Raw genomic sequence first — 12,382 nt, 5'->3', positions numbered from 1 at the left:
CCGCATCATTCCCAGACCACCTCGTCCGGCGTCTTGTCGGGCCGCAGCCCGCGCCAACTGGGCTGGCGCAGTCGGTGGTCGCTGGTGCGCTCGCTGTAACGCACCTCGCCGACCAGCTCGGCCCGCACGAACGTGACTCCTCTGGCGTCGAGCTTCGGCAACGGCTTGTCGAACGGCGAGTCCTCGGTGTGCAGCGGGGCCAACATGCCTTTCAGCTTGGCCAGTTCCTTCTCGGTGAACCCGGTGCCGACGCGGCCGGCGAACTGCAGCCCGTCAGGGCCGGGGACGCCGAGCAGCAGCGCCCCGATTCCACTACTGCGACCGCCCTCCCCCTGGCGCCAGCCACCGATCACCACCTCCTGGGTGTTCCAGATCTTGTCCTTGATCCAGGAGGCCGACCGCCGGCCCGGCTGATAGGTCGAGTCCCGCTTCTTGGCAACGACCCCTTCGAACCGGTGCTCACGGGCATGTTCCATGGCCTCGGGACCGTCGCCGGGCAGCGGCTCGGGCACGATCAGGCCGCCGCCGGCGGCCAACGCCTCCAACACCTTTCGCCGGTCGGAGTACTTGGCGCGCAGCAGGGACCGGCCGTCGAGCCACAGGACGTCGAAGGCCCAGAATTCCACTCGGGTGGAGCGGGCCCGGTTCTGCATCTCGCCGAAGCTGGGCACCCCGGAGTCGTCGAGAGCCACCACCTCGCCGTCGAGCACCACGTGGTGGTCGGCGAGATCGGCGGCCAGCGCTTCCAATTGCGGGTATTCGCCGGTGACGTCACGTCCGCGGCGGGAACGCAGTTGCAGGCGGCCGTGATCGGCGTCCACCAGCAGCCGGTAGCCGTCCCATTTGCCCTCGAAGGCCCACGGGCCGGCCTTGAGTTTGGCCACTGAACCCTCGGTGGCCAGCATCGGCGCGAAGTCCTTCGGTTCGGGCATCGCCGACTTCTGGTCCTTCATCCGGTGCGCCAGCCAGTTCTTGCCCTCGGTCTGGATCAGCGCGTACCGGCCGTCGATGCGGTTGCCGCTGAGGGTGAAGATGACCTCACCGTTGCGGGACTCGGGATCGTCGCTGACCCTGAACTTCTCCGCCTCGTAGGTGCCGGTGTCCCAGATGACCATGTTCCCGGCGCCGTACTCCCCCTTGGGGATCGAGCCGTGGAAGGTGAGGTACTCGATCGGGTGGTCTTCGGTATGCACGGCTAGGTGATTCACCGCGGTGGTGTCGGGCAGATTCTTGGGCACGGCCCAACTCACCAGCACGCCATCGCGTTCCAACCGCAGGTCGTAATGCAACCGCCGGGCGTGGTGTTCCTGGATCACGAACCGGTCGTTGTTTCCGGTCGCCGGGAGATCCCGAGGCACCGGCTCGGGCGTCTTACCCGCATCGCGCATGCTGCGGTAGGTGGTGAGTTTGTCGATCCGGGGTGCGTCCTCGTCGAGCCCGGCCAGCAGGTCACCGTCATCGGAAACCCGTTGCAGCACTTCGTCTAATCGCAGGTGGCCCAGATCAGGGTTGGCGATCTCGTCCCAGGTGCGGGGCGCGGCAACGGTCGGGTGCTCACGCCCGCGCAGCGAGTACGGAGCGATCGTGGTCTTGGCCCCGTTGTTCTGGCTCCAGTCCAGAAATATCTTCTGCGTCCGCACACTGCGGGTCATGGTGGCGGTGACCAGCGTCGGCATCGACTGCTCGAGTTGTTGGGCCACCCGCTTGGCCAGGACCGAGGCGCCACGGGAGCTGATCGGCTCGGCCAGAGGCACATACAGGTGCAGACCCTTGCTGCCGCTGGTGAGCGGATACGTCGTCAGCCCGATATCCCCCATGAGTTCGCGCACCGCCTGGGCCACCTCGCACAGCTGCGGCATGGTGACGCCCTCACCCGGATCGAGGTCGAACACGATGCGGGTGGCCGGGCCCTGACTGCCGTCGGCGGCGAACCGCCATTGCGGCACATGCACTTCCAGCGCAGCCTGCTGGGCGATCCAGGCCAGCCCCTCGCGGGTGTTGACGATCGGATAGGTCGTGGTGCCGGACTTGTGCGCGATGCTGCCGCGCTCCAGCCAACTCGGCGCCGAAGACGCCAGCTGCTTTTCGAAGAACGACGACGCTGCCACCCCGTTCGGCCAACGCTTTCGGGTCACCGGGCGGCCGGCCATGTGGGGAAGCATCACCTCGGCGATGCTCAGGTAATAGTCGAACACCTCGGCTTTGGTGGTGCCGGTGGCGGGATAGAGCACCTTGTCGGGGTTCGTCAGCCGAACCCGCTCATAGCGCTCCATCTTCCCAACCTATACGCGGACATCAAGAATCAAATGCCGATCCGAGGCCACATGTTTCCCGGTCACCGCTAGATATCGACGGCCATACAATGATCCCGATCGACGTGCCGCGCGGGACGTGAAGTTCGGGCGCGGACGCGACCTTGGGGGAAGGCCGAGATGAATCGACGTAGTTCCGTTGTAGCCCTGATCCTCACCATCCTGGTCTTCGCGAACGCCTTGATCGCGGCACCGGCGGCGTATGCCCTCACGACGAAGATGGACATTTGTCCGGAGCTTCTCGCTGCCGAAGACAGCCATGATCAGCGCAGAAGTCAGCACAACAGTTACCAGCCCAATCCTCTCGACCACGCGGCCGTTGACGCCTACAACGCTGAAGCCGAGGCGCAGAACGCCGAGCGGGCGGTGCTTCAGCAACGCGATCGCGGATGCGTCGAGGCCGTCCGCCTGATCAACGAGGCAAATCCGGGCGGTCCGGCATTCGCAGCACCCAGTCCGGCAAAGTTACGAGACGTCGAAACCCAACGACAAGGTGTCGCGCAGTCCGGATGGAGCCCAGGCCCCCTGCCCGGAGTCAAAGACATGGATCGGGCGCGCCACCTGGTGCCCAAAGAACTTTCCGGGTTGCACAGGGAAATCCGTAAAGACAACCCACCCTCGGCAAAAGAGATCGGCGACATGCCCCTCAACGGGACGCCTCGTCCGGGAGGAACAGATACAAATCGGGCCTACCCGGACCAAACATATGGGTTCCACGCAGACGGCAAGACACCAAAGGTTTCGGCTGATCACATTGTTCCACTCGCCGCCCTCATCCAGATGCCCGGCTTCAAAGACCTGAATGCCCGCAACATGATGATCGTTGCGACCACTCCGGCAAACCTGCAATGGATGGGTAGCGGCCCAAATTCGGGCAAGAGTTCAGGCAGTCCTCTCCGGCTCCTGCCGAAAGCCGATTCCGCCTGGGTCGGTCAACAGATAACGCTGCAAACCCAAAAGATGACCGACATGCAGAACCTGATAAATGCGCTCCTGGTGAGCCAGGGCACGTAGGAGGTCACAGTGGCAGAATATGAAGTCGGCGATATCCTCGCCGAGATCGGCGGCGGGGAGGCCACCTGGACCCCGGTCGGGGCACAAGCACCGGAACTGGCAGACATACCGCAGAACTGGCGACCGATCGCATCCGCCGACACTTCATCGGAAAGATGTCGCCACGCCCTGTCCTTGTGGGGCTCGGATTTCAGCGACCTGCTTCCCGGTTTTGCCCGACGATTTCGGGACGAACTCTCGGATGTCAGGGTCTTTCGCCGGCAATCGGGCGGTTTGGTCGAAAACGTCCTCATTTATGTGGCAGGTCAAGCCCGAGATGGCTTTCCAGCACTGTGGCTCGGCTGGGATCCGGCCACCCTCGGGCAGCCCATGGCAGAATTCTTCGATTGCTTTCCCGCTGCCGTACAGACGTTCCTGCGCGAGGTGCATCCGGGATTTACCGCCCAGGATCGGGAGTCTTATGGAATCAAGCGCCCAGATGCCTGGGAGAGTTTGGAAGGATATGACTGGTTTCCGAGCGAGAGTTTCGACGAGATCGAGTCCCAACCCTCGCAGATCATGTGGTTCACGAAGGATTCAGGGCAGCTGTATTACTGCGTGAACAGCCGCCTCCCCGGGAAGGTGACCCTCGCCTATGAAGGCAATTTTGATCCGCCCGGCGAATTCGGCGCGGAACTCGACGAGCTCCTGATGCGTCGCTGGGACGAGCAATGACGACGCCTCCGTCACAACCGCCGCCCTGGCCGCCATTTCAGCAGCCACAATGGCCGCCATCTCAACCGCCCAATGTGCCTTACGCGCAACCGCCGTACATGCAGGCCGCCCAACCGCCGGTGAAGAAGTCCCGCACCGGATGGTGGATCGCCTTGACCGTGGTGGTCACGTTGCTCGTCGCCGGAGGGGTGCTGGCGTACTTCACACTCGCAGGCGGACCGAATTCGACGGAACAGGAGATCCGTTCCAGAGCAATCAGTTTCGCCGAGGCGGTCGATACGGACGATCAGCGCAAGGTTCTGGACATGATGTGCGCGGAGGAGGCTGAGGAGCTCCTGCAGCTCGACACTTGGGACCCATTGGGCCCCCAGTCCCCTGACCCGTCAAGAAAGAAGCCGATCGACATCACCGACGTGACTGTTCGTGGGGACGTCGCGCAGGCCGAGTTCACCCGATCCGATCCTCCCCTGAAGGGCGCGCTGTACTTCCAGAAAGAGGACGGGACGTGGAAGCTGTGCGACAGCGTCTCGAAGCAGTTCGGCGATGAACCAGGCTGAGGTGCCGCCAAGATGTGAACATGGGCTGATGTCGCTGAACACCGCAGTCCTCCGGTCGGCCATCGCTGTGTCGATTGCGACGGCCGTTCTGACCAGCCCGGTACCCGCGGCATCAGCCGACCCGTGCTCGGATGTCGAGGTGGTCTTCGCGCGCGGCACCGGTGAGGCGCCCGGGATCGGCCGGGTGGGCCAGGCGCTCGTCGACCAACTCGGGCCGAGGATCGCGCCGCGAAGCCTGGGCGTGTACGGGGTGAATTATCCGGCCGGGCTCAACTTCCTGACCACCGCAGTCGGTGCGAACGACGCCGCCGGACACATCGCCTGGCTGGCCGACCAATGTCCCGGGACCCAGGTGGTGCTCGGTGGATTCTCGCAAGGCGCGGCGGCCGTCTCGATGTTGGCGGGCGTACCGCCGATCGGTGACCGGATCGGCACGATCGGCTCGGCTCCCGCGTTGCCGCCCGAGAGCGCCGACCGCGTCGCCGCGGTCGCGGTGTTCGGCAATCCCGGCAACCGGTTCGGCACTCCGCTGTCCGGTACCGGCCAATTCGCGGGTCGGGCCATCGACCTGTGCAGCCCGGGCGATCCGATCTGTGTCGAGGGTGGGCGTCTGCGCGCGGCACACAGCGCATACGAGCTTCCGCCGTACCCGGACCAGGCGGCGGGGTTCATAGCCGGACGGCTGTAGCCGAACCCACCTACCATGGAGCCATGAGCCGGGCTCTGGTCATCGGCGAGGCACTGATCGACATCGTCGAACGGGATGGCAGCGTCGTCGGAGAATACGTCGGCGGCAGCCCACTCAACGTTGCCGTCGGCCTCGGCCGGCTCGGCCGCGGCGTCGACTTCCTCACCCACATCGCCCACGACGACCACGGCAAGCGCATCGTCGAGTATGTGGAAAGCTCTGGAGTACAACTTGTTTCGGGTAGCACCGGCGCCGGCCGGACACCCACGGCAATGGCCACGCTGACCGCCGCAGGATCGGCCCACTACCAATTCGACATCGACTGGCAGCTGGCCGGCACACCCGAGGTGGCGACCCCGCTGCTGGTGCACACCGGTTCGATCGCGACCGTGCTGGAACCGGGGTGCCGCGCCACCGCCGCACTGCTCGATGCGTATCGGATGTCGGCGACGCTCACTTTCGATCCGAATGTCCGCCCGGGGGTGATCCGTGACGACGACATCGCGCGGGGGCGTATCGACCGGCTCGTCGAACGCGTCGACATCGTCAAGACGTCCGAGGAAGATCTGCGCTGGCTGGACCCCCGGCACTCCCCGGAGCAGATCGCGCGGGCCTGGCTCGAGGTCGGCCCGTCGATCGTCACGGTGACGTCGGGCGAGCGTGGCGCGTTCGCCGTGTGCCGGGCCGGCTCGGTGTCGGTCCCGGCGCGATCGGTGCAGGTGGTCGACACCGTCGGGGCCGGCGACGCCTTCATGACGGGTCTGCTCGACGCGGTGTGGTCGTTGGGGCTGCTCGGCGCGGACCGCCGGCGCGACCTGTCTCGGATCGGCACCGAGGCCCTCGAGGGTGTCCTGAGGTCCGCGGCGCTGTCGGCGGCGTTGACGGTGGCCCGGCCCGGCGCCGACCTGCCGGATCGAGCGGCGCGAGACGCCGCAGCGCAGTCCTGAGCGCGCTCACGGCCGACGGATCGCGTCCGTGATGAGCTCAGCCACGACGTCGGCCTGCGTCTCGGGCAGACGCGAGTATCCGCACACCAGGCCGCGGGCGGCGGGAACGTCGGAGAAGCCCGAAAAGAACCCAGACAGGGGCGGTACCGTGACACCCCGGTCATGCAGCGTTGCGGCGACCGCGCAGTCGTCGGCCCCGTCGGGCAGCCGCACCACCAGGTGCAGACCCGCCTCGACGCCCTCCAGGCGGATGCCGGCACAGCGCCGTCGGAGCGCATTGACGAGCGCCGACCGCCGTGCCGAGTACGTGCGCGCCGCCCTGGCGAGGTGCCGAGTCAGCGCACCCGACTCGATGAACCGGGCCAACGCCAGAGTGGTTACGGTACAGACGGATTCACCGCTGGCTTCCAGCGCGTCGGCGATGGCATCGTGCAGCCTCGGCGGCGGCAGCAGCCAGGCCACCCGCAGTGCGGGTGTGAGAACCTTCGACGCCGTCCCGACGTAGGCCACGCGATCGCGCCCGCCGTCGATGCCCCGCAATGCGGGCAACGCGGATACGTCGTAGCGGAACTCCCCGTCATAGTCGTCCTCGATGAGCAGGCTGCCGGTCCGGGCGGCCCACTGCACCAGCCGGGCGCGGCGCGTCACCGGTAGCCGCGCCCCGAGCGGATACTGGTGTGCCGGAGTGCAATACACCGCCGCATCGGAACCGCGCAGTGATGCCGGGTCGAGACCGTCAGCGTCGACCGCCACGGGACGCGTTCGGGCGCCCGACATCTCGAAGACCCGCCTTGCCTCGTCGTAACCGGGCTCCTCGAACGCGATGTCGCACCCGGCCAGCCCTGCTGCCGCGGTGACGGTCCGCAACGCCGAGACCACGCCGGGCACGATGATCAGCTCGCTCGGGTCGGCAACTATTCCGCGGGTGCGACGCAGATGCCCGGCCAGGGCGTGGCGCAGCTCGGCATGCCCGTGCGGCCCCGCGGCCGCGGAGGGTATCGGCGCAACAGCGGCAGTCCGCCAGGCGCGGCGCCAGTCGCTGGTCGAGATCAGGCCCGGGTCAGGATGGCCGGGCATGAGATCCCACACCGGTGGCCGCTCTCGCGGGGCACTCCGCACTGCGGGCATGACGCCGCTCGAGGTGACATGGGAGGCCGCACCGGCGTGGGCTGCGACATCTGCCCCGGCAGCGATCCGCGTCCCCGATCCGAGCTGGGCGGTGGCGTACCCGGCCGCGGCGAGCTCGTCGTACGCGTCGACCACCGACGAGCGGGCCACCCCGAGTTCGGCAGCCAGACTGCGGGTCGAGGGCAGCGCGTCGCCGGGTCCGAGCCGGCCCAGCCTGATCTGCTCGATGACGGCCGCCGCGATGCGCTGTCGCAGCGGGGAGTCGTCGGCAGGAAGCTGCAACGCCAAGTGCAGCTCGGGAGCGTGACGCGCCATGCGAGCCACAATAGTGGTCTGTAGATATCCACAGGTTCTGGATCTTCTGGCCATGCCGGAATGTCCGCAGAATCGGGCCTGTGAAGCAGATCAGAAGAGAAAGTCACCTTGCCCGCACCGACCGGGCCGCCCTTGACTCGGTGCTCGACGCGGCGTCCGTCGGCACGCTCGCGACGGTGGTGGACGGACTCCCGTGGGCCGTGCCCATGCTCTACGCCCGCGACGGTGACCGGATCCTCCTGCACGGTTCGACGGGCGCGGGTGCGCTGCGGCATGTCGCGGCCGGAGCACCCGTCGCGTTGTGCGTCACGCTTCTCGACGGGATGGTCGTGGCGGACACGCTCTTCGACTCGACGGCCAACTACCGGTCGGCGGTGGTGCGGGGCAACCTGACCGCCATCGACGCGGGCGATGCGGCGTACGCCCTGGATCTGCTGAGTGATTCGCTGATTCCCGGCCGCAGCAGTGAGGTGCGGTCCAGCACGAAGAAGGAGCTCGCTGCGACGCTCGCGATCGCGCTGCCCATCGAGCCGGAGGGTTGGACGGTCAAGATCCGGGATGCGCCGCCGCCACGTCCCGAAGTGCACGCCGACCTCGGCAGTTGGGCCGGGGTGGTGCCGCTACGCACGGTGGCCGGCGAGCCGGTTCCGGCGCCGTGGGTGGGCGCGGACGTCAGCACACCCGAATCCGTGCTCCGCCTGGTGAAAGGCACCTGACGCGGCGCACCGATCTGGTGGTTCTTCGCAACGACGGCCATATCAGGACATACTGGGCAAATGCGATCCATCTGGAAGGGTTCGATCGCCTTCGGCCTGGTGAACGTGCCGGTCAAGGTCTACAGCGCGACCGAGGACCACGACATCAAGTTCCACCAGGTCCACGCCAAGGACAACGGGCGCATCCGCTACAAGCGGGTCTGCGAAGTGTGTGGCGAGGTCGTCGAGTTCCGGGACATCAACAAGGCATTCGAATCAGACGACGGGCAGATGGTGGTGATCACCGACGAGGACATCGCCACGCTGCCCGAAGAACGCAGCCGTGAGATCGAAGTGGTCGAGTTCATCCCGGCCGACCAACTCGACCCGTTGATGTACGACAAGAGCTATTTCCTGGAGCCCGACTCCAAGTCCTCCAAGTCCTACGTGCTGTTGGCCAAGACCCTCGCCGAGACCGAACGCGTGGCCATCGTGCACTTCTCGTTGCGCAACAAGACACGGCTGGCCGCGTTGCGGGTCAAGGACTTCAGCAAGCGCAACGTGATGATGATCCACACCCTGCTGTGGCCCGACGAGATCCGCGATCCCGACTTCCCCGTGCTGGACAAGGAAGTCGAGATCAAGCCGGCCGAGCTGAAGATGGCCGGTCAGGTCGTGGAGTCGATGACGGACGACTTCAAGCCGGACCAGTTCCGCGACGACTACCAGGAACAGCTGCACGAGCTGGTTCAGGCCAAACTCGAAGGCGGAGAAGCGTTTTCTGTCGAAGAGCAGCCGACCGAGCTCGACGAGACCGAGGATGTGTCCGACCTGCTGGCCAAACTCGAGGCCAGCGTGAAGGCCAGAGGCGGCGCCGCGAAAGAGCCCGCCAAGAAGGCGCCCGCGAAGAAAGCTGCCGCGAAGAAGGCACCGGCCAAGAAAGCAGCGGCCAAGAAGGCTACCGCCAGGAAGTAGCTCAGCGCCTGCAGTCCAGATCCACGTACACCGTCGTGTACTGCAGATTCTGTCCCGGGTTGAACGACGTGATGCTCGCCGCTCCGGCCGGCACCTGCGGGCCGGTAACCGAGCGGCCCTGGCGCACCGCGCTGACCGTGCAATCGTCGATGGCTTTGGTGCCGACCTTGCTCAAGATCACCCGGTAGCCCTGACTTTCGAGGTCACTGATGGTTTGGCTCGCCGTCGACTCGGTGGGCGCGGCAGCAGCCGGCGCGGCCAACACCGTTCCCAGCCCACACAGCGCGGCACCGGCAACACACAAGCCCTTCAAGTTCCGTTTCACTGGGTTCAGCCCGCCCTTCGGTTTCGGTGAGGTGGGCTAAACCGTAAATCGACGAAATCCCTTGTCCGACAGACTCATACCGAACACATACGGGTTAATACGCACCGAACATCACCGAAACACGGCGTTAACATCCACCCGCCGGGGGCGGCGTCACACAGTCACGTCGACGCGCAAGGCCTCGTGTTCATCGAGGATGCGACGCAACGCGGCATCCATGGGGTGGGCCGATTCGAGATCGTGACTGCAGCGACGATCGACGGCGACCACCGTGCCCGGGCGCAGCGACGTGTGCTCGATCTGGTCGACGAACGCGTCGAACATCAGGTGCGGAGTGGCCAGGTAGTACAGGCCGTGACGGGCGTCGGCGAACCGCGCGCCATACATCAGGCCGCACTGGGTGAAGACGAACAGTTCGGACGTCGGGTGCACGTGGCCGGGGTGGCCCATCTCCTCCTCACCCCACGCCGCGGCCGCGAGGCGCGCCTGAGCCAACCGGTCCTGCACGTCGTCGGTACACGCCAGCAGGCGGTGGACAAGGGTGCCCGCCGTGGATGGGTACCGATCGATCGCGGGGCTGAAGTACCGCGCGAACAGGTCGCCGAAGAAGTCATATCGCTGCTGGGTCATCGCGGCTCCCACCTTGAGCTGACCCCTCAATTGTGCGCCCGCCCGGGCCACCGCGGAGGGCTTTGCGCACACTGCGTGACACCGACGCGTGCAAAACGGGACAACTAGAACGTGTTTCAGAAACCGCTCCCATGCGCCCGCTCCCCCTGCTAGCGTGACGCCGAGCAAGCGATTGGAGTGCACGTGATTCTGGACAGATTCCGACTCGACGACAAGGTTGCGATCGTCACCGGAGCCGGCCGTGGATTGGGCGCTGCCACCGCCCTGGCATTCGCGGAAGCCGGTGCGGACGTGGTCATCGCGGCTCGTACGCAGACCCAACTCGACGAGGTTGCCGCCCAGATCGCCGCGACCGGGCGGCGGGCCCACGTGGTCGTCGCCGACCTGGCCCACCCCGAGGCCACCGCCGAGCTCGCGGCCGCCGCGGTGGACGCGTTCGGGAAACTAGACATCGTCGTCAACAACGTCGGCGGCACCATGCCGGCACCCCTGATGAACACCTCCACCAAGGACCTGCGCGACGCCTTCACCTTCAATGTGTCGACCGCGCACGCGCTGACCTGTGCGGCGGTTCCGCTGATGCTCGAGCACTCGGGCGGCGGCAGCATCATCAACATCACCTCCACGGTGGGGCGCCTGGCCGGCCGCGGGTTCGCCGCCTACGGCACCGCGAAGGCCGCGCTGGCGCACTACACCCGACTGTCCGCACTGGACCTGAGCCCCCGCATCCGCGTCAACGCCATCGCGCCCGGTTCGATCCTCACCTCGGCCCTCGACATCGTCGCCTCCAACGACGCGCTGCGCGGGCCGATGGAGCAGGCCACCCCGCTCCGCCGGCTCGGCGATCCGGCCGACATCGCCGCCGCGGCGGTGTACCTGTCCTCCCCCGCCGGTGGCTATCTGACCGGCAAGATCCTCGAGGTCGACGGCGGCCTGAACATGCCCAACCTCGACCTCCCCATCCCCGACCTCTGAGGAGAGAAATGACCATTCGCGTAGCGGCGATCGGCACCGGAAACGTCGGCAAGCATGCCCTGGCCCAGCTCGTCACCAACCCGGACTATGAACTCACCGGGGTGTGGGTGTCCTCGTCAGCCAAGGCCGGTAAGGACGCCGGAGAGCTTGCCGGCCTTGATGTTTCGACGGGCGTCCTGGCCACGGACGACCTCGACGCGATCCTGGCCGACAAGCCGGAATGTGTGGTCTACACCGCGCTCGCCGACAACCGGTTGCCCGAGGCCCTTGAGGACTACCGGCGCATCCTGTCCGCCGGGGTCAATGTCGTCGCCAGCTCCGCGGTGTTTCTCCAGTACCCCTGGGAGGTGCTGCCGGCCGAGTTGATCGAGCCCATCGCCACGGCTGCCGAGGCAGGCGGGGCCAGCATTTTCGTGAACGGCATCGATCCTGGTTTCGCCAATGACCTTCTGCCCCTTGCCCTTGCCGGCACCTGTCAGCAGATCGAGCAGATCCGGTGCATGGAGATCGTCGACTACGCGACGTACGACAGCCCGGCCGTGATGTTCGACGTGATGGGCTTCGGCAAGCCGATCGACGAGACCCCGATGCTGCTGCAACCGGGCGTGCTGACCCTGGCCTGGGGTTCGGTGGTCCGGCAGCTGGCCGCGGGTCTCGGCATCGAACTCGACGCGGTCACCGAGGAGCACACCCGGGTTCCGGCGCCGGAGGACTTCGACATCGCGGCCGGGCGGATCCCCGCGGGGACCACCGCCGCATTGCGTTTCGAGGTGCGCGGAATGCGCGACGGCAAGGCTGCCGTGGTGCTGGAGCACGTGACACGACTGCGTGACGACCTGTGCCCCGAGTGGCCCCAGCCCGCGCAGGAGGGCGGCTCGTACCGGGTCGTGGTGACCGGCGAGCCGTCCTACACGCTGGACCTGTGCCTGAGCAGCCCGAACGGCGATCACAACCACGCGGGCCTGGTTGCCACTGCGGCCCGGGTGGTCAACGCGATCCCGGCTGTGGTGGACGCCAAGCCGGGTATCCGAACCACCCTCGATCTGCCGTTGATCACGGGTAAGGGTCTGTACGCTGCCGGATAGACCCACCTTGGAAGGACCGTCG

At 66.6% G+C, this 12,382-nt stretch carries 13 protein-coding genes; 9 read left to right on the top strand and 4 right to left on the bottom strand.

Translation table 11 applies throughout. From position 1 onward, the window contains the following. Window positions 1-5: 5 nt before the first annotated feature. Window positions 6-2,273 (bottom strand): ATP-dependent DNA ligase, encoded by a 2,268-nt coding sequence (locus AB0876_RS03185; protein ID WP_526041176.1) that lies wholly within the window; start codon window positions 2,271-2,273, stop codon window positions 6-8. A gap of 159 nt (window positions 2,274-2,432) precedes the next feature. On the opposite strand from AB0876_RS03185, the gene AB0876_RS03180 reads away from it, so the two are divergent. The 5 genes from AB0876_RS03180 to AB0876_RS03160 all read left to right on the top strand — a co-directional run bounded on the left by AB0876_RS03180 (window position 2,433) and on the right by AB0876_RS03160 (window position 6,232). Then, window positions 2,433-3,326 carry a hypothetical protein gene (locus AB0876_RS03180; protein WP_491837538.1) on the top strand — a complete coding sequence of 298 codons (894 nt, stop codon included), beginning with the start codon at window positions 2,433-2,435 and terminating at the stop codon, window positions 3,324-3,326. A gap of 9 nt (window positions 3,327-3,335) precedes the next feature. Then, entirely contained in the window at window positions 3,336-4,040 is a 705-nt protein-coding gene (locus AB0876_RS03175; protein WP_491837537.1) for a hypothetical protein, read from the top strand. A gap of 74 nt (window positions 4,041-4,114) precedes the next feature. After that, a complete protein-coding gene (locus AB0876_RS03170; RefSeq protein ID WP_491837536.1) occupies window positions 4,115-4,597 on the top strand; it encodes an Rv0361 family membrane protein in 483 nt (160 codons plus the stop codon). A 28-nt stretch (window positions 4,598-4,625) separates the two neighbouring features. Next, window positions 4,626-5,285, top strand: coding sequence for a cutinase family protein (locus AB0876_RS03165; protein ID WP_491837535.1), 660 nt, complete (start codon window positions 4,626-4,628; stop codon window positions 5,283-5,285). 23 nt (window positions 5,286-5,308) lie between these two features. Continuing rightward, on the top strand, window positions 5,309-6,232 hold the full coding sequence (locus AB0876_RS03160) for a carbohydrate kinase family protein (protein WP_491837534.1): 924 nt from the start codon (window positions 5,309-5,311) through the stop codon (window positions 6,230-6,232). Window positions 6,233-6,238: 6 nt separating this feature from the next. Here AB0876_RS03160 and pdxR read toward each other — a convergent pair whose 3' ends face one another. Continuing rightward, window positions 6,239-7,675, bottom strand: a complete 1,437-nt coding sequence (pdxR, locus tag AB0876_RS03155; protein ID WP_491837533.1) for a MocR-like pyridoxine biosynthesis transcription factor PdxR — start codon at window positions 7,673-7,675, stop codon at window positions 6,239-6,241. Window positions 7,676-7,755: 80 nt separating this feature from the next. Here pdxR and AB0876_RS03150 point away from each other — a divergent pair, with 80 nt between their 5' ends. After that, entirely contained in the window at window positions 7,756-8,391 is a 636-nt protein-coding gene (locus AB0876_RS03150) for a pyridoxamine 5'-phosphate oxidase family protein (protein ID WP_491837532.1), read from the top strand. Window positions 8,392-8,451: 60 nt separating this feature from the next. Continuing rightward, window positions 8,452-9,345: a non-homologous end joining protein Ku gene (ku, locus tag AB0876_RS03145; protein WP_491837531.1), complete on the top strand. Its 894-nt coding sequence runs from the start codon at window positions 8,452-8,454 to the stop codon at window positions 9,343-9,345. 1 nt (window position 9,346) lies between these two features. Here ku and AB0876_RS03140 read toward each other — a convergent pair whose 3' ends face one another. Together AB0876_RS03140 and AB0876_RS03135 are read right to left on the bottom strand one after the other, a co-directional pair. After that, window positions 9,347-9,670 (bottom strand): hypothetical protein, encoded by a 324-nt coding sequence (locus AB0876_RS03140; protein ID WP_491837530.1) that lies wholly within the window; start codon window positions 9,668-9,670, stop codon window positions 9,347-9,349. Window positions 9,671-9,823: 153 nt separating this feature from the next. Beyond that, the gene (locus tag AB0876_RS03135; RefSeq protein WP_491837529.1) at window positions 9,824-10,300 is read right to left on the bottom strand and encodes a glucose-6-phosphate dehydrogenase; all 477 of its coding nucleotides are present in this window, start codon (window positions 10,298-10,300) and stop codon (window positions 9,824-9,826) included. Between the two features lie 183 nt (window positions 10,301-10,483). Here AB0876_RS03135 and AB0876_RS03130 point away from each other — a divergent pair, with 183 nt between their 5' ends. Further along, complete coding sequence (locus tag AB0876_RS03130) at window positions 10,484-11,275, top strand: SDR family oxidoreductase (protein WP_064931841.1); 792 nt, start codon at window positions 10,484-10,486, stop codon at window positions 11,273-11,275. Window positions 11,276-11,283: 8 nt separating this feature from the next. Continuing rightward, the gene (locus AB0876_RS03125; protein ID WP_491837528.1) at window positions 11,284-12,360 is read left to right on the top strand and encodes an NAD(P)H-dependent amine dehydrogenase family protein; all 1,077 of its coding nucleotides are present in this window, start codon (window positions 11,284-11,286) and stop codon (window positions 12,358-12,360) included. Window positions 12,361-12,382 lie beyond the last annotated feature (22 nt).

It is taken from the genome of Mycobacterium sp. NPDC049093 (assembly GCF_040704635.1).
GTDB lineage: Bacteria > Actinomycetota > Actinomycetes > Mycobacteriales > Mycobacteriaceae > Mycobacterium.
Note: the sequence above shows the minus strand (reverse complement) of the source record. Positions and strands in the feature narration are given on the sequence as shown.